This window comes from Chromobacterium sp. CCUG 30098 (assembly GCF_059916605.1).
On record NZ_JAUCGS010000001.1, the window covers coordinates 138,791 to 161,660 of the forward strand.

Below are 22,870 nucleotides of genomic sequence, written 5' to 3' on the forward strand. Positions count from 1 at the left end.
TATTTACGATCTCGCGAGCCAGGGCGAGACAAGGCGAAAACGAGTGAAAAAGCGGAATGTACACGTGGTACACGAGCATTTTGAGCTTGTACTCACCGTGCAACGCTCCACGAAGCGCAGCAGATCCTAAACAGGTTCTTAGGCCACCTGGCGGTTTTTGCCCCCCGGCTTCAACTCGCTCAGCAGCTGCGTTTGTTTGCTCTTGGCCTGCTGGTAGTTGCGCTCCTTGATGTGGCCGAAGCCGCGCACGCCTTCCCAGGTTTTCACCAGCTCCACCGCGCGCGGCAGCGCGTCCAGCGTCAGACTGCCCAGCAAGGCGTCCACCTGTTGTTCGAACTCGCCGATCAGCCGGCGCTCCAGCTTGCGGTCGGCCTGCCAAGCGAACGGGTCCAGCAGGGTGCCGCGCAGGAAGCGCAGCTTGGCCAGCCACTTCATGCCGGTCAGCAGCCAGGGGCCGAAAGCCACTTTGCGCGGCTGGCCGCCGGTGATCCAGCCGGCGCCGATGTGGAAGCGCAGCTGGTAATCGCCGTCGAACTGCTGCGCCAGCTCGCGCTGGAAGCCGCCGTCGGTGTAGAGCCGGGCCACTTCGAATTCGTCCTTGTAGGCCAGCACATGGTAGTAGTTCTTGGCCACCGCCAGCGTCAGCGCGCTGCTGGCCGGGTTCAGCGCTTCCTCGGCCTGGCGCACGCGGCCGACCAGCGCCTTGTAGCGTTCGGCCAGCGCCGCGTTCTGGTAGGCGGTCAGCGCGCTGGAGCGGTGGTGCAGCACCGCGTCCGGCGTTTCACGTGGAACGAAGGCCACCACAGCCGACGGACTGACCAGCGCTTCGATGCGCGCCGGATCATGGGCGGCGTGACGGCCCCAGCTGAAGGCGTCCTGATTGAACTTGACCGCGGCGCCGTTCAGGCGCACCGCCTCCATGATGGCTTCCAGCGTCACCGGCACCAAACCCTTTTGCCAGGCGTAGCCCAGCATGAACATATTGCTGGCGATGGCGTCGCCCAGCAGCGAGGTGGCCAGCCGGGTGGCGTTGACCTCGCTGTAGCGGCCGGCGCCCACCGATTCGACGACGGCGTCCTTCATCGCCTTGCTGGGGAAGCGCACGTCCGGGTTTTTCAGGAAGGCGCTGGTCGGCGATTCGTAGTTGTTGACGATGGCGTGGCTGAAGCCGTCGCGCATCTTGGCCAGCGCCTCCTCGGCGGCGGTGACCACCAGATCGCAGCCCAGCACCAGGTTGGCGTCGCCGGCGGCGATGCGCACCGCGTGCAGCTTGTCCTGGCTGTCGGCGATGCGCACATGCGACCACACCGAACCGCCTTTCTGCGCCAGGCCGGCCATGTCCAGCACGGTGACGCCCTTGCGGTCCAGATAGGCGGCCATGCCCAGCACCTGGCCTATGGTGACCACGCCGGTGCCGCCGACGCCGGTGACCATGATGCTGAACGGTTCGTGGAGTTGCGGAATCGTCGGTTCCGGCAGCGCCGGCATCGCGCCCAGGCTGGCGCTGCTGCCGGCGGATTTCTTCAGCTGGCCGCCTTCCACGGTGACGAAGCTGGGGCAGAAGCCCTCTACGCAGGAGTAGTCCTTATTGCAGCTGGACTGGTCGATCTTGCGTTTGCGGCCCAGCGGGGTTTCCACCGGCAACACCGACAGACAGCCGGATTTCTGGCCGCAATCGCCGCAGCCTTCGCAGACCTGCTGGTTGATGAAGGCGCGTTTGGCCGGGTCGGGGTAGTCGCCGCGTTTGCGGCGGCGGCGCTTCTCTGCGGCGCAGGTCTGATCGTGGATCAGGATGGTGGTGCCTTCGACTTCGCGCAGTTCTTTTTGCAGCCGGTCCAGTTCGCGGCGGTGGAAGACTTCCACGCCGGCCGCCAGGCCCTGGACGTTCTGGTATTTGTCCGGATCGTCGCTGGTGATCACGATGCGCTTGATGCCTTCCGCCGCCAGCTGGCGGGTGATCATGGGCACGTCCAGATAGCCGTCCACGTGCTGGCCGCCGGTCATCGCCACCGCGTCGTTGTACAGGATCTTGTAGGTGATGTTGACCTTGGCGGCCACGGCGGCGCGGATGGCCAGCAAGCCGGAGTGGAAGTAGGTGCCGTCGCCTAGATTGGTGAAGATGTGCTTGGTGTGGGTGAACGGCGCCTGGCCCACCCAGGTGATGCCTTCGCCGCCCATCTGGGTGAAGGTCTTGGTGCTGTCTGCCTGAATCCAGTGCGCCATATAGTGGCAGCCGATGCCGGCGACGGCGCGGCTGCCTTCCGGCACCTTGGTGCTGGTGTTGTGCGGACAGCCGGAGCAGTAGTGGGGCACGCGGGCGATGGACTCGCGCGGTTTGACCAGCTGGGCTTCCTTGTCGTCGTAGAACTTCAGCCTGTCGTGGATGATGGGGCTGTCGAAGATCAGCGCCAGCCGGCCGGCGATGGCGCGGGCGATCATCGCCGGGGTCAGCTCGCCGGCGGCCGGCAGCAGCCAGTCGCCGTGCGGCAGCGCCCATTCGCCTTTTTCGGCGAACTTGCCCACCACGCGCGGGCGCACGTCGTCGCGCCAGTTGTACAGCTGCTCTTTCAACTGGTATTCGATGATCTGGCGTTTTTCCTCCACCACCAGGATCTCTTCCAGGCCTTCTGCGAACTGGCGCACGCCTTCCGGCTCCAGCGGCCAGACCATGCCCACCTTGAAGATGCGCAGGCCGATGTCGGCGGCCAGCGCCTCGTCTATGCCCAGATCGTCCAGCGCCTGCATCACGTCCAGATAGCTTTTGCCACAGGTGATGATGCCCAGCCGCGGTTTGGGGGAATCCAGCGTGATGTGGTTCAGCTTGTTTGCGCGGGCATAGGCCAGCGCCGCGTACAGGCGGTGGTGCAGCACGCGTTTTTCCTGCGCCAGCGGCGCGTCCGGCCAGCGGATGTTGAGGCCGTCCTCGGGCAAGGGGAAGTCTTCCGGAATCTTGAACTGCAGCCGTTCCGGGGAGATGTCGACGATGGCGGAGCTTTCAATGGTGTCGGAGATCGCCTTGATCGACACCCAACAGCCGGAATAGCGGCTCATCGCCCAGCCGTGCAGGCCGTAGTCCAGGATTTCCTGCACCCCGGACGGGCTGAGCACCGGAATCATGCTGGCGGCGAGGATGTGGTCGGATTGATGCGGGAAGGTGGACGACTTGGCCGCGTGGTCGTCGCCGGCCACCAGCAGCACGCCGCCGTGGCGGCTGGTGCCGGCGGCGTTGCCGTGCTTGAGCACGTCGCCGGAGCGGTCCACGCCCGGGCCCTTGCCGTACCACAGCGCGTAGACGCCGTCGTATTTGGGGCCGTCGAACATATTCACCTGCTGGGTGCCCCAGACCGCGGTGGCGGCCAGGTCCTCGTTGAGGCCGGGGTGGAACACCACATTGTGTTCCTTCAGGTATTTGCCGGCCTTCTGCATGGTCTGGTCGACATTGCCCAGCGGGGAGCCGCGGTAGCCGGTGACGTAGCCGGCGGTATTGAGCCCGGCGGCGCGGTCCAGTTGTTGTTGCAGCATGGGCAGGCGCACCAGCGCCTGAATCCCGGTCATCAGCACCTGGCCGGTGGGGGCCGTGTATTTTTCTTCCAGGTCTGCGTGGCGGATCGACATGGTTTCTCCTCCTGTCATTCTCGGGCGCGTCCGCCGCGCGGCGGACGTCCCATCGCTTGTGGCGATGGGGCCGGCCTGCGCCTTGTGGGCGCGTTCGGCCGGCCTTCTCCTTAAGTTTTAGACCCGCTGGCCCGGTGTCACCGCCCTTATGAGAGCCTGTTTCAAGTTTCGCGCGTTGAGCGCGGCAGACATTGAACAGGTTCTATGCAAGGGCGGCGACCCGGTGTGTCTGCGCCCGCCGCATGTGTGCGGTCTGTGCGGCGCCGACGGCTTCTCCTTTGCTGTCAGCGGTTGAGCTCCATCTTCCAGCCGGTGTTTTTTTGATCGCCGGCATGTTCTGCATGCCGGCGCGGTCCCTGGTCCGGGGCTGGTTTCTAGAGTCTTTTCTCTATTTGATCGGACTATAAGTTACGTTTACGTCAACGTCAAAGAGATTGACTGAATTGGACGGCGACTGCGGCGATTGTGCCAGCGCAGCATGTTTGCCATCCGGAAAGTCATTGTTTTAAATATTGAACAATCTGTTGATTGAATAGCGGTTTTTCCGCTGAGGCAATTTGGTTAAGCTGTCATCCTGACCCCCTCCCTTGCTGTGTGAAATCCCATGAGTTCAGTTTCTTCTACCTCCGAAAGCGGCCGCGGCGTCGTTTTCACCGTTGCCGCCTTCATCTGTTGGGGTCTGTTTCCTCTGTACTGGAAGCCGCTGCACGATGTCCCGGCTTTGCAAATTCTGTGCCACCGCATTGTCTGGTCTGCGGTGTTCGTCGCGGCGGTGCTGACCGCGCGCAATCATTGGGGCTGGCTGCCGGCTGCGGTGCGAGAGCCGCGAAAGCTGGGCATCTTCGGCCTGTCTTCCTTGCTGCTGTCGCTGAACTGGCTGATCTATATCTGGGCGGTGAACGCCGGCCACGTGGTGGAGGGCAGCCTGGGCTATTTCATCAATCCGCTGTTCAATGTGTTGTTGGGCCGGATCTTTCTGTCCGAGCGCTTGAGCGGGCTGCAGAACGCCGCCTTGCTGCTGGCGGCGGCCGGCGTGGCCTGGATCACTTACAGCGCCGGCGCCTTGCCGTGGATCGCGCTGTCGCTGGCGGCCACCTTCGGCTTGTACGGCCTGCTGCGCAAGAAGGCGCCCTTGGCCTCGCTGGAGGGCCTGGCTTTGGAAACCTTCCTGATGACGCCGCTGGCGGCGCTGGCCCTGGTCTGGTTCGAATGGCAGGGGCAGGGCGCTTTCGGCCATGGCTCCGCCGCGCAGACCGGTTTGCTGATAGGCGCCGGCGTGGTGACCGCGGTGCCCTTGCTGCTGTTCGCCGCCGGCGCGCGCCGGCTCAAGCTGGCGACGGTGGGAGTGATCCAGTACATCGGCCCCAGCATCCAGCTGGCGCTGGGCGTGCTCTTGTTCGGAGAGGCGTTCGACAGCGGCCGCGCGTTGGGTTTCGGCCTGATCTGGGCGGCCCTGCTGCTGTACTCCGCCGCCGGTCTGCTGCAGATGTGGCAGGGGCGACGCGCCGCCGCGACCTGAGTTTTTCCGCGTTTGGAGCAGCCCGCGTTTCGCAAGAAACGCGGGCTGTTTTCATTAGGAGAGTCTGCTATAAACCACTCAATGGGCCGTCGCCGAGTGTTTCCGGCGTCGGCCCATTGCCGAGCCGAATCCGGCCCGCGCCAGCCGTTCAAAAGCACCGAGCGCGGTTGCACCGCGCCGCCCATGCATCATTGCAATGCGTTGCCGCCCCTGATTGCCCCAAAAACAAGCATTCGCTCCGAGCCGCCCTCGTGCCGCCGGCAGCGGAGTGACATGGTCAATATTTTGCAAGGAGGCGCGTCATGGCGCTCTATCTGGTTAGCGTGGTTTTCTTCGGTTCGGATCTTCTGATCCGCTTGGCCCTGCGCGCGCGTTCCCGCGCCTGGGTGGGCGCGGCGCTGGCGGCAGGCCTGTTGCTGGCGTGCTTGCTGTATCCGATGTTGAGCGATTGGGCGCTGCCCTATATGCCGGACGAACACGGCATGCAGCTCTACGCGGCGATGGTGGGCCTGCAATTGGGCCTGACCGACGCGGCCATTTCCACCAGCCTGGCCCGTTATCTCGGCTGGTGGCGCTGAGCGCCTGCGCCATGCCCGCCGGGCGCGGCGCGCCCCTTCGTACCGCTCCTACGCTTTTCTCGGCGGCGTTCGCCTGTCTCGTTCCCGCTCGCGAGGAGCGTAAACGGATTTAGCGGCTACGGCTTCCCTCTCTCCATGCCATAGGTATGTTTCGCTCAGATTATGCTTGACGCCATGCCATCCCGGTAGCAGACTGCGCAGCGTCGCTCGGCCCCACAAGCCGGACGACGCATGCCGGACGCCTTCCCGCTCCCCGCGGGCCAGCCGTCCATGATCTTTATCGTTCTTTACAGGTTACGCCATCATGGCATTGTTCTTTATTCCCCTGTCGCGGCACTTGCTGCGCGACATTCTCGGCGACGACCACGCGGCGTTGACCGATAAAGCATGGCTGAGAAGCCAGACTCAACACCAGGATCAACAAGAGCGACACCGTCGCCAGGAGCTGGAACAGCGCATTCACCGGCTACGGCTGGAGAAGGGCGGCTTATGCTGAGCCCCTTGCTCTACAGCCGGCGTCTGATGCTGCGCGATTTCCGCCCGGACGACCACGCCGCCTACGCGATGGCGCGCAGCGGCCGCGAGTTCGCCCGTCATTACCCGCCGGAAGAACTCACGCCTGCGCGCAGCGGGCAGTTGTTGCTGCGCTTTCTAGAGCAGCAGCGCGACGCCCCCCGCCGCGGCTGGCAGCTGGCCATCGTGCGCGTCGAAGACAAGGCGCTGCTCGGTTCGGTCGGCCTGCGCGGCCTGGGACGCGGCGGCGAAGCCGGCTTCGGCATCGAACTGGCGGAATCGGCCTGGGGCCAGGGCTACGCGCTGGAGGCGGCGCGGATGATGCTGGACTTCGGCTACCGCCAATTGGGCTGGCACCGGATCTGGGCCGATTGCGCGCCCGGCAACATCGCCATGCTGCAATTGGCGCGGCGTTTGGGTTTCGTGGTGCAGCCGCTGGGCGCTGAGCCGAGGCTGAGCCTGCTCTTGTCCGCGGTGCCGCCGCCCTTCGCCGGCCCGCGGCGGGAAGTCCTGCAATGGGCGGCGGAAGCGCGCGGCTAGCTTGGGCGCGGCCCGCGCTTGACCGGCGGAGGACGCTCGCGCACACTTAATGCAAACTTCATAAACAGACTGTTCCGGCCCGCCACAAGCGGCCGACGGACAGCGCAAAGGAGAGTGAGCAAGATGACAGCGATTGCCGAACTGCGCGCGGGCTTCGACCAGCTCAACCGCGATTACCTGGCGGTGCACAAGACCAAGGAAGACCTGTTCTGGGACACCTATATGGCGGTGTCCGACGACCACGACGGTTTCGCCCGCGCGGAAGCCGCCTACAAGGCCTTCATCTCCAGCCCGGAGCGGCTGACGGCGGTGCGCGCGGCGCTGGAGGGCTTGCAGGCGCAGCCGGCCGGCGCGGAGCGCGACGCCCTGCTGCACGGTTATCGGGGATGGTTGGCCTTGTTCGAGAGCAATATCGTCGACAGCGAGGCGGCGCAGGAGCAGATGCGCCGGCTGATCGAGATGGAGGCCGCGCTGTTCGCCAAGCGCCGCGACCTCGCGCTCAGCCACGTCAACGAGCGCGGCGAGCGCGAAGAGGCGACGCTGACCATGTTGAGCATCAATATGACCACCAACCCGGACGCCGCCGCGCGCAAGAGCTCGCACGACGCCTTGCTCGATCTCGAGCGCTGGGTGTTGGACAACGGCTTCCTCGACATCGTCAAACAGCGCAACGCGCTGGCGCGCAGCCTGGGCAGCGCCGATTATTTCGAGCACAAGGTGCGCAAGAACGAGCAGATGACGCCGGAGGCGCTGTTCGCCGTGCTCGACGATTTCGAGGCGCGCACCCGCGACGCCAATCAGCAAGCGCTGCGGCGTCTGGCCGACGACAAGGGCGAGGACGCGCTGCTGCCGCACAATCTGCGTTTTCACATGAGCGGCGACGTCACCCGGCAGATGGACCCCTATCTGCCGTTCTCCAAGGCGGTGGAGCGCTGGGTGCTGAGTTTCCGCCGGCTGGGCGTGCAATACCGGCAAGCCACGATGCAGCTGGACCTGGTGGAGCGCAAGGGCAAGTATCAGAACGGTTTCTGCCACGGACCGGTGCCTAGCTTTTACGACGATGGACGCTGGGTGCCGGGCCGGATCAATTTCACCGCCGACGCCACGCCGGATCAGGTGGGCAGCGGCGCGCGCGCGATCAACACCCTGTTCCACGAAGGCGGTCACGCCGCGCACTTCGCCAATGTGATCCAGAACGCGCCGTGCTTCTCCCAGGAGTTCGCGCCCACTTCGATGGCTTACGCCGAAACCCAGAGCATGTTCTGCGACAGCCTGCTGAACGACGCCGACTGGCTGAAGCGCTACGCGCGCAACGCCGCGGGGGAGGCGATGCCGGACGCCTTGATCCGCGCGCGCATCGAAGCGGTCCAGCCTTTCTTCGCCTTCTCCGAGCGCTCCATCGCCGTGGTCGCCTACTTCGAGCGCGAACTGTACCGCTTGCCGGAGGTGGAACTGAAGCCGGAGACGGTGTTGGCGCTGGCGCGCCGTTGCGAACGCGAGATTCTGGGCGTGGAATGCGGTCCGAGGCCCTTGCTGGCGATTCCGCATCTGCTGAATCAGGAATCGGCGGCGTCCTATCACGGCTATCTGCTGGCGCATATGGCGGTGTACCAGACTCGCGCCCATTTCCTGCGCCAATACGGCTATCTGACCGACAACCCTGCGATCGGCCCGCTGCTGGCCGAGCATTACTGGGCGCCGGGCAACAGCCTCAGCCACGACGCCACCTTGCTGAGCCTGACCGGCGAGCATTTCAACGCCCTTTATCTGGCCGAGGCCTGCAAGCGCAGCGCGGCCGAGGCCTGGCAAGAGGCGGAGCGGCAGATCGCCGCCGCCGCGGAGCGGAACTACGCGCAGGATTACCCGGAGCGGCTGGACGCGACGATACGGCTGGTGCACGGCGCCGAGCTGATCGCCGACAACGAGGCCGGGGAGGCGGAAATGTGCCGCCGTTTCGAGACTTGGGTCAGAGAGCGCTACCCGGCCGCGGCGCACTGAGAAGCTGTTCATAATCTGCTGCGCGTCGCGGAGCGTTACACGGTGAGTACAAGCTCAACATGCTCATGTACCATGTGCACATTTCGCTTTCTCAGACGCTCGCCTTAGCTCGCGAGATCGTAAACACGTTCTGAGGCCGCGCATGACAACGGCAGCCCAAGGGCTGCCGTTTTCTTTGTCCTCGCTCAGAAGCCGAAGCCGCGCTATAGACTTCAGGCCTGGCGGTAGATCAGCCGGCCTTCAAACAGCAGCTCGCTTGAATCCAGCCGGGCGTCGCCGCTGGGCGGCGCGGCGCGTTCGAACACGAAGCGCTGGCCCTGATATTCGATCCAGGCGTTGATGGGCTCGCCCTGAAAACGACCCAGCACTTCTTCCGAGCGGGTGACGAAGGCGTTGTCGGGCAGCACGAAACCTTGCTGCGGCGTTTCCGACGGGCTTGCCTCCAGCGTCCAGTTTTCGTCGCCGGGCGGCTGCGGATCGTTGCGGGTGGCCATGTGCAGCCACATGCGGAAGGCCCAATGCGGCAGCAGCACGCGGTGCACGCGCTTGTCGTCCGTGATCACGCAACGCACCGGGAAACCGGCGCCGCAGGACGGGCAGCGTGCCTGGGCCGCGAGGAAGATCTTGTCCTGCTGTTTGCTGGCGATGCCTTCCATATGCTCCGAGCCCACCATCGCGCGGCAGCTGGGGCAGTGTTTGCCGAAGCGGCGCACGCTGTTGCCGTTGGCAAAGGAAATCGGCAGGAAACGGGAAATCTTGTCGGGTCTGGCCATCGCTAGGGGTTCCGGAACTGAAAAACGCGGTCCGCCGGGCTGTGCGCCGCGGCGGCATCGGCCCTCATTATACCCCGGCCTCGCCGTGGAAGGGTTCCAGCGTCAAGCGGCAGGCCAGGCGGTGGCTGGCGCCGGGGGCGAGCAGTCGGACATCGTCGCCGGCGTTGGCGGTTTCCACGCAGACGAAATCAAGCCAGGCGGCGTCCGGCAAGTCGCCCAGCAAGGCGGTTTTCTCCGCCGCCGGATTCCACACCACCACGCTGCCGGCGCCTTCCGCTGTGACGCGAATGCAACGCCGCCAGACCGGGTCGCGCAGCAAGGCGGGGCGCTCGCTGTAAACAATGCTGTCCACCTCGCCCCGGAAGCGGAATTCGCCGTCCGGCCAGCGGCTTTCGCGGCCGGCCACCTTGTCGTGACAGCGCTCGCCGTCCAGGCCGGACAAGGCGGCTTGGCGCGCGTCGCCCACCGCCAGATAACTGTGCAGCGCGGCGCCGAGGCGTTGCGGGCGGTCGCCGCGGTTGCGGGTGGTCAGCGCCGCGTCCACCGCCGCGCCCAGCCGGTATTCCATTTCCGCCGTCAGGCCGTCGCATTCCGGGCCGGAGAGTTTCACGTGGAACGCGCCGGCGTCCTCGCGGACCTCGTCCAGGCGCCAGGCTTGCGTGCGCGCCACGCCGTGGGCCGGCAGGCTCGCGTCGTCGGGGTGCGGGCCGAACCAGGGCCAGCACAGCGGCACGCCGCCGCGTATGGCCTTGCCCGGCTGGTAGCGCGCCTGCGGCGACAAATACAGCAAGGGTTGCTGGCCGGCGGCGCGGAAGCTGAGCAACTGGCCGCCCAGCAAGGAGATTTCCGCGTGAAAATCCGCCGTGGAGATGACGAGGATATCGACGCCGGGCGCGCGGCTGGACAGCGCGGCGGCGGGAGGCAGGGCGACGGACATACGGAGCTTCCGGGCAAAAAACCGATGATAGCGCGCTACAGCCAGCGGCGCAGCGTCCACAGCGGGCCGATCAGCAGGAATTGCAGGTCGCGCAGAAAGGAGGGCTTTTTGCCCTCGATCGCGTGGCCGACGAACTGGCCGATCCAGGCGACGACGAACAGCCCCAGAGAGAGCAGCGCCAGTGGCAGGCCGGCGCGGGACGCCGCCTCCAGAAGCAAGAGCATGGGCAGGCACATCGCCGCCATCGCCAGCGCGGGCGCGCGGCCCAGCCGCCAATAGAAGGCCAGGCCGGCCGCCGCCGCCAGCCAGGCGAGGCTCAGCGGCGAGGGCACGCTGGAGAGCAGGCCCAAGAGCGCGAACACGATGGCGGGCACGCAGATTTTATGAATGCGGATATTGACGGGATGGCGGTGACTGAGATCATACTCTTGCAACCATTGCTCAAGCGTCATGTCAGGCCTCGCAAACGGGCGACGGGCTTCCATCTTGGCGCAGACAAGCGGCGGCGGCAATGCCCGCGGCCGGTTTTGTCTGCGCTGGATCAGGGGCTTGCGCGTCGCCTTGGGCTACAATCCTTTTGCCAACCGTTAATGTCTGGGTTCCCAAGGTGTCATCCACAGCACAACCGCGTTATCTGCGCATCAAGGAATACATCCTTGAAGGCATTCGTTCCCGCCAGTTTCTGCCAGGCGGCAAGATTCCGCCCGAGCTGGAGTTGGCGCGTCAGTTCCAGGTATCGCGCATGACCGTCAACAAGGCGGTGCGGGATCTGGCCGAGGCCGGCATTCTGCTGCGCTTCGCCGGCGACGGCACGTATGTGGCGGAGCGCAAGGCGGAGTCCCCGCTGCTGGACATCAACAACATCTCCGAAGAAATCGAGGCGCGCGGCCATCGCCACAGCGCCGACGTCTACGAACTCAAGGCCGTGCAGGCCACCGAAGACGTGGCGCTGCGCCTGGGCGTGAAGGAGGGCAGCACGGTGTTCCGCTCGCTCATCGTCCACCGCGAGGACGATGTGGCCATCCAGCTGGAAGACCGCTACGTCAATCCCGCTTTCGCGCCGGATTATCTGGAGCAGGACTTCAGCAGCCGCACGCCCAACGACTACCTGATGAAGAACTGCCCGCTGACCGACATCGAGCACAGCGTGGAGGCGGTGCTGCCCAGCGCGGCCGAGCAGGCGATGCTGGACATGAGGGCGCAGGAGCCTTGCCTATTGGTTTTGCGCCGCACTTGGTCGCACAAGAAGCTGGTCAGCTTCGCGCGGCTGACGCATCCGGGCTCGCGCTACAAATTGCGTTCGCAAACCCGGGTCAAGCGCTGAGCGGCGGCGGGGATGCTGCGCCGCAGCTTGCCGCGCTTGTTTGAGCGCAATATTGTATATACAAATTGAGGCTGAATTTTCCAGTCGCCTCAAGCCGCCGCCGGGCGGCTTTTTTGTTGCCATGCAACATCAAGTGATTGGACTATAAGTAAAATCTGCCAATTCGGCCTGTTTACAAAAATCACCGCTTCAAACTTGACAGGCTGTTTGGATAGGATTAATTGTATATACAAATAACCCGCAGCGAGCCCACCATGAGTCAAGCCGAAACGGATCGCCGCAGCCTGTGGATCAACGCCAGGCTGGCGACCATGGACCCTAGCCGCCCGGCGCCTTACGGCGCGCTGGACGGCCACGCGCTATTGCTGGAAGCCGGCCGCATCGTCGCGCTGCCGGCGGCCGCGGACGTGGACCCCGCCGGCTTCGACGGCGCGGTGATCGACGCCAAGGGCGCCTGGATCACGCCCGGCTTCATCGATTGCCACACTCACCTGGTTTACGGCGGCAACCGCGCCGCCGAATGGGAAAAGCGCCTCAACGGCGTGCCTTATCAGCAGATCGCCGCCGAGGGCGGCGGCATCGTCTCCACCGTGCGCGCCACCCGGGCGCTGGACGAAGCCGGCCTGGCCGCCGCCGCCAAGCCGCGCTTGCGCGCCTTGATGGCCGAGGGCGTGACCACGGTGGAGATCAAGTCCGGCTACGGCCTGAGCCTGGAGGACGAACTCAAGCAGCTGCGCGCGGCGCGGCGGCTGCGGGACGAGCTGCCGGTGGAGGTGTCCGCCACCTTGCTGGCCGCCCACGCGCTGCCGCCGGAGTACGCCGGCCGGCCCGACGCCTACATCGACCACATCGTGGACGCCATCCTGCCGGCCGCCGCGCGCGCCGGCCTGGCCGAGGCGGTGGACGCTTTCTGCGAAAGCGTGGGCTTCAGCCCGGCGCAGACCCGCCGCGTGTTCGAAGCGGCGCGCGCGCACGGCCTCAAGGTCAAAGGCCATGTCGAGCAGTTGTCCAATCTGCACGGCGCCGAACTGGTGGCCGAGTTCGGCGGCTGGTCCGCCGATCACGTCGAATACCTGGACGCCGCCGGCGTGGCCGCGCTGAAGGCCGCCGGCACCGTGGCGGTGCTGCTGCCGGGCGCGTTCTACTTCCTGCGCGAAACCCAAAAGCCGCCGGTGGACCTGCTGCGCGCCGCCGGCGTGCCGATGGCGGTGTCCACCGATCTCAACCCCGGCACCAGTCCGTTCGCCTCCATCCGGCTGGCGATGAACCAGGCCTGCGTGCTGTTTGGTCTGACGCCGGAAGAGGCGCTGGCCGGCGTCACCCGCCACGCGGCGCAAGCCCTGGGCCGCGGCGCCAGCCACGGCCGGCTGGCCGCCGGCCATGTCGCCGACTTGCTGGTGTGGGACATCGATTCGCCGGCCGAGATCGTTTACGGCCTGGGCGACAATCCTTTGCGTCAGCGCGTGTTCCGCGGCGTGGCGCAGCATATGAAAGGCTGTTGAAGCATGAGCGTGGACATGAGTGTTTGGAGCGGCCGGGTCGACGCCGGCGAGGGCGATCTGGCGCGGCGCTGGCATCAGCTGGCGCGTCCCTACGCCGCCGGGCTGGAGCCGGGCGTCGGCATCGTCGGTTTCTCCTGCGACGAGGGCGTGCGCCGCAATCAGGGCCGCGTCGGCGCCGCCGCCGGCCCGACGGCGATCCGCAAGGCGCTGGCCAATCTGGCCTGGCATCAGGCCTTGCCCTTGTGCGACGCCGGCGACGTGGCCTGCGCCGACGGCGACCTGGACGCCGCGCAGGCGCGCTTGGGCGAACAGGTGCGCCGGCTGCGCGCCGACGGCCACTTTCCGCTGGTGCTGGGCGGCGGCCACGAAACCGCCTACGGCACCTGGCGCGGACTGGCGGCCGCGCATCCGGACAAGGTGATAGGCATCGTCAATTTCGATGCCCATTTCGACATCCGCGAAGCGGCCGAAGCCACCTCCGGCACCCCGTTCGCCCAGATCGCCGCCGACTGCGCGCAGGCCGGCCGGTCCTTCCATTATCTGTGCCTGGGCGTGGCCGAGCCGTCCAACACCCAGGCCTTGTTCGCCCGCGCCCGCGCGCTCGGCGTCAAGTGGACGCTGGACAGCGATATGACGCTGGACACCTTGTCCACGGTGCGCAGCGCGATGATGGCCTTCGTCGATCAGGTGGACATCGTCTACCTGACCATAGACCTGGATGTATTGCCCGCCAGCGTGATGCCGGCGGTTTCCGCCCCCGCCGCCATGGGGGTGGCGCTGCCCGTGGTCGAGGCCCTGGTCCGGCGTCTGGCCGAAAGCGGCAAATTGGCGGCCGCCGACCTGGTGGAACTGAACCCGGCCTTCGACATCGACAGCCACGGCGCCAAAACCGCCGCCCGGCTGGCGTGGAGCATAGGCCGGCATCTGAAACAGCCCTGAACCCGTTGATAGCGATAGCGTCATTCCCCGCCCGCCGGGCCACAACCGGCGGCGGGCCTACAAAGGAGAATACCGATGTCCGACCCGCGTTTTGATCCGACCCGCCACATCCGCGCGCCGCGCGGCAGCGAATTGACTTGCAAGAGCTGGCTGACCGAGGCCGCCTACCGCATGATCCAGAACAATCTGGACGCGGAAGTGGCCGAGCACCCGCAAAGCCTGGTGGTGTACGGCGGCATCGGCCGCGCCGCCCGCGACTGGAAGTGCTACGACACCATCCTGGACGTGCTCAAGCGTCTGGAGGACGACGAAACCCTGCTGGTGCAGTCCGGCAAGCCGGTGGGCGTGTTCAAGACCCACGCCGACGCGCCGCGCGTCTTGATCGCCAACTCCAATCTGGTGCCGCACTGGGCCAATTGGGAGCACTTCAACGAGCTGGATAAGAAGGGCCTGATGATGTACGGCCAGATGACGGCCGGCTCCTGGATCTACATCGGCTCGCAAGGCATTGTGCAGGGGACTTACGAAACCTTCTTCGCCGTCGCCAATCAGCATTTCGACGGCAAGCCGCAAGGCCGCTGGATTCTGACCGGCGGTCTGGGCGGCATGGGCGGCGCCCAGCCGCTGGCCGCCACCATGGCCGGCTTCAGCATGATCGCCGTCGAATGCGACGAGACCCGCATCGATTTCCGCCTGAAAACCCGCTATGTGGACCGCAAGGCCAAGACCCTGGACGAGGCGTTGGCCATCATCGACGAGGCCAAGCACAGCGGCAAGGCGGTGTCGGTGGGCTTGCTGGGCAACGCCGCCGACGTGTTCGCGGAGCTGGTGGCGCGCGGCATCACCCCGGACGTGGTCACCGACCAGACCTCGGCCCACGACCCGGTGCACGGCTATCTGCCGCAGGGCTGGACCGTGGAGCAATGGCGCGCCAAGCAGAAGACCTCCGGCGCCGAAATCACCGCCGCCGCCAAGAAATCGATGGCGGCGCAGGTGCGCGCGATGCTGACTTTGCAAGAACGCGGCGCCGCCACGCTGGACTACGGCAACAACATCCGCCAGATGGCGCTGGAAGAGGGCGTGGCCAACGCCTTCGACTTCCCCGGCTTCGTGCCCGCCTATGTGCGTCCGCTGTTCTGCGAGGGCATCGGCCCCTTCCGCTGGGTGGCGCTGTCCGGCGATCCGGAAGACATCTACAAGACCGACCAGAAGGTCAAGGAGCTGATCCCGGACGATCCGCATCTGCATAACTGGCTGGACATGGCCAAGGAGCGCATCAGCTTCCAGGGCTTGCCGGCGCGCATCTGCTGGGTCGGCCTGCAAGACCGCGCCCGTCTGGGCCTGGCCTTCAACGAGATGGTCAAGAACGGCGAATTGAAAGCACCTATCGTGATCGGCCGCGACCATCTGGACTCCGGCTCGGTGGCCTCGCCCAACCGCGAGACCGAAAGCATGAAGGACGGCTCCGACGCCGTGTCGGACTGGCCGCTGCTGAACGCCTTGCTCAACACCGCCGGCGGCGCCACCTGGGTGTCGCTGCATCACGGCGGCGGCGTGGGCATGGGTTTCTCCCAGCATTCCGGCGTGGTCATCGTCTGCGACGGCAGCGACGCCGCGGCCAAGCGGGTGGGCCGCGTGCTGCGCAACGACCCGGGCACCGGGGTGATGCGTCACGCCGACGCCGGCTACGAGATCGCCGAGCACTGCGCGCGCGAGCAAGGGCTGGACCTGCCGATGCTGAAGCGCTGAGAACCTGTTTACGATCAGCTGCGCGTCGGCAGGATAGATGGAAAAGGGCGTTGAAAGCCGTTTCAGAATGCTCATGTGCCATATGACCATTCCGTGTCTTCAGCCGCCACGCCTTGTCCCGCTCTAGCGCGCAAGATCGTAAACCTGTTCTGAATGTAGGAACGCCGCCGCGCTCACGCCGGTGGCGGCTGGCGGCATCCGGGAGGGCCCGGATCCGCGGTCCCGCACGACAAGCTTGTACAAATAAGCGGCGGGGCTGGCAATCGTCTTGCAAAGGAAAAAACGGTCATGTTGTTCTTGCCCGTCCACTGAGACGCACCGGCGCGTTCGCGCCCGCAGTCCGCATTGCTTCGTCATGACCGGCCGCTCTTTCCGCGTCTTGGTCTTGTGATCCGCCCACGCTGGCTCTACAGTTTGCCGGCGCTGGGTTGCTCAACGAAACATGCCGGGCCGCGGGATGCGGCGTAGCGGGCGCATCCGCGTTCGGTCGGCAAGCGCAGCCATGCCCAGGAGGAGAGAGATGCAAACACAAACACTGACGCGCGGCCTGTCCGCCCGTCACATCCGTTTCATGGCGCTGGGGTCGGCCATCGGCACCGGCTTGTTCTACGGTTCGGCGGCGGCGATACAGATGGCCGGTCCGGCGGTATTACTGGCCTATTTGATCGGCGGCGCCGCCGTTTACATGGTGATGCGCGCGCTGGGCGAAATGGCGGTGCACAATCCGGTGGCCGGTTCCTTCGGCCATTACGCCACCAGCTACCTGGGCCCCTTGGCCGGGGTAATCACCGGCTGGACCTACGCTTTCGAGATGATCATCGTCTGCCTGGCCGACGTGACCGCCTTCGGCATCTATATGAGCTTGTGGTTTCCGGAAGTGGACCGCTGGGTCTGGGTGCTGAGCATCATCTTCTTCATCGGCGCCTTGAACCTGTGCAGCGTCAAGGTGTTCGGCGAGATGGAGTTCTGGCTGTCCATCGTCAAGGTGGGGGCCATTATCGCGATGATCATAGGCGGCGTGGCCATCATCCTGTTCGGCTTCGGCAGCGCCGAGGCCAGCGGCCTGCATAATTTATGGTCGCACGGAGGCTTCATGCCCAATGGCTGGGGCGGGGTGATCGCCTCGCTCGCGGTGGTGATGTTCGCCTTCGGCGGCATCGAGATCATCGGCATTTCCGCCGGCGAGGCGCAGGACCCGCAGCGCACCATCCCGCGTGCGATCAACGCGGTGCCGGTGCGCATCCTGTTGTTCTACGTGCTGACGCTGACCGTGCTGATGTCCATCTTCCCGTGGCCGAAGATCGGCAGCCAGGGCAGCCCCTTCGTGCAGATTTTCGAAAGCCTGGGCATTCCCGCCGCCGCTCATATTCTGAACGCGGTGGTGATCTCGGCGGCGATTTCGGCGATCAACAGCGACATCTTCGGCGCCGGCCGCATGTTGTACGGCATGGCGCGTCAGGGCCAGGCACCGCAAAGCTTCGCCAAGCTGTCGGCCAACGGCGTGCCGTGGATGACGGTGCTGGTGATGGCCGCCGCCTTGCTGCTGGGCGTGGTGCTCAACTACCTGATGCCCAAGGACGTGTTCCTGCTGATCGCCTCCATCGCCACCTTCGCCACGGTGTGGGTATGGCTGATGATTCTGCTGTCTCAGGTGGCGATGCGTCGCCAGATGAGCAAGGAGCAGGCGGCGGAGCTGAAATTCCCGGTGCCGTTCTGGCCGTACGCGCCGCTGGCGGCGATAGGGTTCATGCTGTTCGTGATCGGCGTGCTCGGTTACTTCGAGGATACCCGCTCCGCGTTGCTGGTGGGCGCCGCTTGGGTGGCGCTGGTGGTGGCCGGCCACTTCCTGTGGAGCCGGGTGCTGGCGCCCGGCGCGGAGGCTGAGGCTCGGCGCGACGCCGCCTAAAGGCGCGGCGCAAGGTTTTCTGTCCGGCGGGCGCGGGCTCGCCGGAACATTCAAGCCGCTTGTCGGCAGGGCGCGATAACACAAGACCAGCGCTCACCGCGGCAAGCGGCGCTGCAAACGCTTTAGAAGGAGAATCTCAAGATGGTATTGAACATCGTTCCCGGCACGCTCAGCCTGGCCGAGCTGCGCCGCGTTTCACGTGAAACCGATCTGCAACTGCATCTGGACCCGTCCAGCCACGCCGGCATCGACGCCTCCGCCGCCACCGTGGCGCGGGTGCTGTCCGAAGGCCGCACCGCCTACGGCATCAACACTGGTTTCGGCCTGTTGGCCAATACCCGCATCGCGCCGGAAGAGCTGGAGCTGTTGCAGCGCTCCATCGTGCTGTCCCACGCCGCCGGCATCGGCGCGCCGATGGACGAATCCACGGTGCGCCTGGTGATGGCCTTGAAGATCAACTCGCTGGCGCGCGGTTTTTCCGGCATCCGCCGGCTGGTGATCGAGGCGCTGATCGCCTTGTTCAACCAGCGCATCTACCCGGTGATCCCGCAGAAGGGCTCGGTGGGCGCGTCCGGCGATCTGGCGCCGCTGTCGCATATGAGCGCGGTGCTGATCGGCGAGGGCGAAGCCTTCGTCAACGGCACCCGCGTGCCGGGCGCGGTGGCGATGCGCTCCGCCGGCCTGGAACCCATCACCCTGGCGCCCAAGGAAGGCTTGGCCTTGCTGAACGGCACTCAGGCGTCCACCGCCTTCGCGCTGGAAGGCCTGTTCGCCGCCGAAGACCTGTACGCCTCGGCTTCGGTGGCCGGCGCGCTGTCGGTGGAAGCCGCGCTGGGCAGCCGCACCCCGTTCGACGAGCGCATCCACGCGGTGCGCGGCCACGCCGGCCAGATCGACGCCGCCCGCATCTACCGCGATCTGCTGGAGCATAGCGAGATCGAGGGCTCGCACGAGAACTGCGGCAAGGTGCAGGACCCGTATTCGCTGCGCTGCCAGCCGCAAGTGATGGGCGCCTGCCTGACCCAGATCCGCCAGGCCGCCGCGGTGCTGACGGTGGAGGCCAACTCGGTGTCCGACAACCCGCTGGTGTTCGCCGCCGACAACGACATCCTGTCCGGCGGCAATTTCCACGCCGAGCCGGTGGCCTTCGCCGCCGACAACCTGGCCTTGGCCCTGGCCGAAATCGGCTCGCTGTCCGAGCGCCGGATGGCGCTGCTGATCGACAGCAATCTGTCCAAGCTGCCGCCCTTCCTGGTCAACAACGGCGGGGTCAACTCCGGCTTCATGATCGCCCAGGTCACCGGCGCGGCCCTGGCTTCGGAAAACAAATCGCTGGCGCACCCGGCCTCGGTGGACAGCCTGCCCACCTCTGCCAACCAGGAAGACCACGTGTCCATGGCCACTTTCGCCGGCCGCCGTCTGCGCGACATGGCAGGCAACACCGCCGGCATCCTGGCGGTAGAATTGCTGGCCGCCTGCCAGGGCGTGGACTTCCGCGCGCCGCACAAGACCTCGGCCAAGCTGGAAGCGGCCAAGGCCGAGCTGCGCGAACAGGTGAGCTTCTACGACAAGGACCGCTACTTCGCGCCGGACATCGAGAAAGCCGCCGCGCTGGTGGCCAGCGGCTCTTACAACCGCTTCGTCGAAGCCGGCCTGCTGCCCTCGCTGTAAGCGCCGCCGCAGCCGCAAAAAAAGCCCGCCTGACGGCGGGCTTTTCTTATTCAACGGCCTTTAGAACACCACCGGCTCGTCCGGACGCGCCGGCGCCGCGGATTGGCCGAAGATATCCTTCCAGCCGGTGTAGGCGGTCACGTACAGCACCGGGAACCACAGCAAGAGGCCCAGGCCCAGCGGAATCATCGCGATGAAGGCCAGTACCGCCAGCATCAGGCCGCTGACCAGCACCGCGCCCCAGTTGGCGAGGCCGGCTTGCAAGCTGGTGCGGATCGCTTGCCACGGGCCGGCCTGGTTCAGCGTCACCAGCGCCGGCGCGAACCAGTAAGCCAGGCTGACCAGGAAGATGGCCACGCCGCCGATGAAGGCGAACAGCGCGATGGGGCCGGCGATCACCGGGATCGCGTTGGGATCGCTCTTGGCCACGCTCACGCCCATCGCGCCCATCAACAGGCCCAGCACCACGCCGATGACGATCAGGATGGCCAGGTAGAGCATGCCCACATTGATCAGCGGCCGCAGCGCGGTCTTGAAACCGGTGAACAGATCGCCCAGTTCCAGCTCCGAGCCCTGCTCGCATTTCTTTGCCGCCAGGATGAAGCCGGCGGCGAACACCGGCGCCAGGAAGAAGGACAGCGGGCCGCCCAGCAAGGGGATCATATTGACGATGAAATTGATCACCAGATAGGCCAGCGCCAGCAGGACCCAGGTCAGCGGCTGCTGGCGGACGATGTAAAAGGCCTCCACGATCCAGCGCCAGCCGCGTCCGAAAGCGACTTTGCGCGGAGCGGGTAGGGCATCGAATGATTGCATCGAAATCTCCAAAAAGGTTGTGGCGATCGAGCCGGCGGCGCTTGGCCGCGTCGGCCGGTTCGTTTTTTTTCGCGGCTAAAGACAGAGCCAGACTGACAGCGATTTGCGTCGCGGGTTTCCCTGCCGGCGCGTCCGTCGCGCATTCTGCCCATTCGTCATCGGCGGAACCCGGCGCGGAGTCGCTCGCAGGCTTTTGATTCAAAATGCATTTTATGCCGGCCTGGGCATTATCTTGCAAAACGGCCGCATCCGGCTATTTTTCATGCCCCTTCATGCCGCAGCGGTATTCCGCGCGGCGGGGCGGTTGCCGCCAATGGTGAAAATCGGCGATAATTCCATGATTTTGCGACGGTTGGTCCATGCCGGAGGCATGTTCGGATGGCGCGGCCGTCGTCCCGGTTTCCACACAAGTCTTGAGGTTTTCCCGAAATGGTCACCCGTACCGAGCTTGCCAACGCCATCCGTTTCCTGTCCATGGATGCCGTTGAAAAAGCCAAATCCGGTCACCCCGGCGCCCCGATGGGGATGGCAGACATCGCGGAAGTATTGTGGCGCGATCACTTGAAACACAACCCGGCCAATCCCAACTGGCCAGACCGCGACCGCTTCGTGCTGTCCAACGGTCACGGTTCCATGTTGATCTACAGCCTGTTGCACCTCACCGGTTACGACCTCTCCATCGAAGACCTCAAGCAGTTCCGTCAGCTTCACTCCAAGACTCCCGGCCATCCCGAATACGGCTACGCTCCCGGCATTGAAACCACCACCGGCCCGCTGGGCCAGGGCATCACCAACGCGGTGGGCATGGCGCTGGCCGAGAAAATGCTGGCGTCGCAGTTCAACCGCGACGGCCATCAGATCGTAGACCATCACACTTACGCCTTCCTGGGCGACGGTTGCCTGATGGAGGGCATCAGCCACGAAGCGTGCTCGCTGGCCGGCACCTGGGGGCTCAACAAGCTGATCGCCTTCTGGGACGACAACGGCATCTCCATCGACGGTCATGTGGAAGGCTGGTTCACCGACGACACCCCGGCCCGCTTCGAAGCCTACGGCTGGCAGGTGATTAAGAACGTCAACGGCCACGATCCGGTGGAAGTGGCCACCGCCATCGCCACCGCGCAAAAGGAAAGCGCGCGTCCGACGCTGATCTGCTGCAAGACCACCATCGGTTTTGGCGCGCCCACCAAGCAAGGCAGCCACGATTGCCACGGCGCGCCGCTGGGCGCGGCCGAAATCGCCGCCGCGCGCGAAGGCCTGAACTGGCCGCACGCGCCGTTCGAGATCCCGGCCGAGATCTACGCCGAGTGGAGCGCGCGCGACAAGGGCGCGCTGGCCGAGATCGAATGGAACAAGCGCTTCGACGCCTACCGCGCCGCCTTCCCGGAACTGGCCGCCGAATTCAGCCGCCGCATGAGCGGCGAATTGCCGTCCGGCTGGGAAGAGACCAAGGCCGCCGCGCTGGCCAAGATCGCCGACGCCGCCCAGACCGTGGCCACCCGCAAGGCCAGCCAGATCGCGCTGGAAGCGCTGTCGCCGGCGCTGCCGGAATTCGTCGGCGGTTCTGCCGACCTGACCGGCTCCAACCTGACCAACTGGTCCGGCTCCAAGTGGATTGACCGCGACGGCCAGGGCAACTACATCAGCTACGGCGTGCGCGAGTTCGGCATGGCCGCCATCATGAACGGCATGACCCTGCACGGCGGTCTGCGTCCGTACGGCGGCACCTTCCTGATGTTCAGCGAATACGCGCGCAACGCCTTGCGCATGGCTTCGCTGATGAAGATCAACCCGATCTTCGTGTTCACCCACGATTCCATCGGCCTGGGCGAAGACGGCCCCACCCACCAGCCGGTGGAGCAAGTGGCCACGCTGCGCTACATCCCCAACCACCACACCTGGCGTCCGTGCGACACCGCCGAAACCGCGGCGGCCTGGGCGCACGCCGTCGAGCAGAAGACCACGCCGAGCAGCATGGTGCTGAGCCGCCAGAATCTGCCCTTCGTCGCCCGCGACGCGGCGCAGCTGGCCGCCATCCAGAAAGGCGGCTATGTGCTGCGCGACGCCGCCGGCGCCCGCGCGGTGCTGATCGCCACCGGTTCCGAAGTGGAACTGGCGCTGAAGGCGCAGGACGCGCTGGCGGCGGAAGGCGTCGCCGTGCGCGTGGTGTCCATGCCGTGCACCAATGTGTTCGACCGCCAGGACAAGGCCTGGCGCGACAGCGTGCTGCCGGCGGGCCTGCCGCGGCTGGCGATCGAAGCCGGCCATCCGGACTTCTGGCGCAAATACGTGGGCCTGGACGGCGATGTGGTCGGCATCGACCACTTCGGCGAATCCGCCCCGGCCCCGCAGCTGTTCCAGGCCTTCGGCTTCACCGTCGACAATGTAGTGGCCAAGACCAAAGCGCTGCTGTGATGTAAAGACAGGCCATTGCGAAAGCAATGGCCTTTTGTTCGCCGTTTCATGTAGTGGACGCACTACACAACACGC

At 65.7% G+C, this 22,870-nt stretch carries 17 protein-coding genes; 12 read left to right on the top strand and 5 right to left on the bottom strand.

Annotated features, from left to right (window positions below; all coding sequences use genetic code 11):
* Positions 1 to 138 precede the first annotated feature (138 nt).
* Positions 139 to 3,615: an indolepyruvate ferredoxin oxidoreductase family protein gene (locus tag QUG03_RS00640; protein ID WP_227105865.1), complete on the bottom strand. Its 3,477-nt coding sequence runs from the start codon at positions 3,613 to 3,615 to the stop codon at positions 139 to 141.
* Between the two features lie 604 nt (positions 3,616 to 4,219).
* Between QUG03_RS00640 and rarD the strand changes: the two genes are divergently transcribed.
* The 5 genes from rarD (at position 4,220) to QUG03_RS00665 (ending at position 8,763) form a co-directional block, all read left to right on the top strand.
* A complete protein-coding gene (gene rarD / locus QUG03_RS00645) occupies positions 4,220 to 5,134 on the top strand; it encodes an EamA family transporter RarD (RefSeq protein WP_227105863.1) in 915 nt (304 codons plus the stop codon).
* Between the two features lie 302 nt (positions 5,135 to 5,436).
* The gene (locus QUG03_RS00650) at positions 5,437 to 5,712 is read left to right on the top strand and encodes a hypothetical protein (RefSeq protein WP_081547485.1); all 276 of its coding nucleotides are present in this window, start codon (positions 5,437 to 5,439) and stop codon (positions 5,710 to 5,712) included.
* 304 nt (positions 5,713 to 6,016) lie between these two features.
* Complete coding sequence (locus QUG03_RS00655; protein ID WP_158274392.1) at positions 6,017 to 6,208, top strand: hypothetical protein; 192 nt, start codon at positions 6,017 to 6,019, stop codon at positions 6,206 to 6,208.
* On the top strand, positions 6,202 to 6,765 hold the full coding sequence (locus QUG03_RS00660; protein ID WP_158274391.1) for a GNAT family N-acetyltransferase: 564 nt from the start codon (positions 6,202 to 6,204) through the stop codon (positions 6,763 to 6,765). Before QUG03_RS00655 ends, QUG03_RS00660 begins: the two co-directional genes overlap by 7 nt.
* A 123-nt stretch (positions 6,766 to 6,888) precedes the next feature.
* On the top strand, positions 6,889 to 8,763 hold the full coding sequence (locus QUG03_RS00665) for a M3 family metallopeptidase (protein WP_500819147.1): 1,875 nt from the start codon (positions 6,889 to 6,891) through the stop codon (positions 8,761 to 8,763).
* Between the two features lie 212 nt (positions 8,764 to 8,975).
* Here QUG03_RS00665 and QUG03_RS00670 read toward each other — a convergent pair whose 3' ends face one another.
* From QUG03_RS00670 to QUG03_RS00680, 3 genes are all read right to left on the bottom strand, one after another.
* Positions 8,976 to 9,536, bottom strand: coding sequence for a hypothetical protein (locus tag QUG03_RS00670; RefSeq protein WP_227105857.1), 561 nt, complete (start codon positions 9,534 to 9,536; stop codon positions 8,976 to 8,978).
* Positions 9,537 to 9,603: 67 nt separating this feature from the next.
* Positions 9,604 to 10,473, bottom strand: coding sequence for a D-hexose-6-phosphate mutarotase (locus tag QUG03_RS00675; RefSeq protein ID WP_500819148.1), 870 nt, complete (start codon positions 10,471 to 10,473; stop codon positions 9,604 to 9,606).
* A gap of 35 nt (positions 10,474 to 10,508) precedes the next feature.
* A complete protein-coding gene (locus QUG03_RS00680; protein ID WP_500819149.1) occupies positions 10,509 to 10,925 on the bottom strand; it encodes an Mpo1 family 2-hydroxy fatty acid dioxygenase in 417 nt (138 codons plus the stop codon).
* Between the two features lie 155 nt (positions 10,926 to 11,080).
* On the opposite strand from QUG03_RS00680, the gene hutC reads away from it, so the two are divergent.
* From hutC to hutH, 6 genes are all read left to right on the top strand, one after another.
* Positions 11,081 to 11,797: a histidine utilization transcriptional repressor HutC gene (hutC, locus tag QUG03_RS00685; protein WP_199225959.1), complete on the top strand. Its 717-nt coding sequence runs from the start codon at positions 11,081 to 11,083 to the stop codon at positions 11,795 to 11,797.
* 254 nt (positions 11,798 to 12,051) lie between these two features.
* A complete protein-coding gene (gene hutI, locus QUG03_RS00690) occupies positions 12,052 to 13,299 on the top strand; it encodes an imidazolonepropionase (protein WP_488876741.1) in 1,248 nt (415 codons plus the stop codon).
* A 15-nt stretch (positions 13,300 to 13,314) separates the two neighbouring features.
* Positions 13,315 to 14,238 (top strand): formimidoylglutamase, encoded by a 924-nt coding sequence (hutG, locus tag QUG03_RS00695; RefSeq protein WP_500819150.1) that lies wholly within the window; start codon positions 13,315 to 13,317, stop codon positions 14,236 to 14,238.
* A gap of 75 nt (positions 14,239 to 14,313) precedes the next feature.
* Positions 14,314 to 15,987, top strand: a complete 1,674-nt coding sequence (gene hutU / locus QUG03_RS00700; RefSeq protein WP_107801300.1) for a urocanate hydratase — start codon at positions 14,314 to 14,316, stop codon at positions 15,985 to 15,987.
* A 520-nt stretch (positions 15,988 to 16,507) separates the two neighbouring features.
* Positions 16,508 to 17,893, top strand: coding sequence for an amino acid permease (locus QUG03_RS00705; RefSeq protein WP_107801299.1), 1,386 nt, complete (start codon positions 16,508 to 16,510; stop codon positions 17,891 to 17,893).
* A 141-nt stretch (positions 17,894 to 18,034) separates the two neighbouring features.
* Entirely contained in the window at positions 18,035 to 19,564 is a 1,530-nt protein-coding gene (gene hutH, locus QUG03_RS00710; RefSeq protein ID WP_488905236.1) for a histidine ammonia-lyase, read from the top strand.
* Positions 19,565 to 19,624: 60 nt separating this feature from the next.
* Here hutH and QUG03_RS00715 read toward each other — a convergent pair whose 3' ends face one another.
* On the bottom strand, positions 19,625 to 20,380 hold the full coding sequence (locus QUG03_RS00715; protein WP_500819151.1) for a BPSS1780 family membrane protein: 756 nt from the start codon (positions 20,378 to 20,380) through the stop codon (positions 19,625 to 19,627).
* Positions 20,381 to 20,809: 429 nt separating this feature from the next.
* Between QUG03_RS00715 and tkt the strand changes: the two genes are divergently transcribed.
* Positions 20,810 to 22,795, top strand: coding sequence for a transketolase (gene tkt / locus QUG03_RS00720; protein ID WP_500819152.1), 1,986 nt, complete (start codon positions 20,810 to 20,812; stop codon positions 22,793 to 22,795).
* Positions 22,796 to 22,870 lie beyond the last annotated feature (75 nt).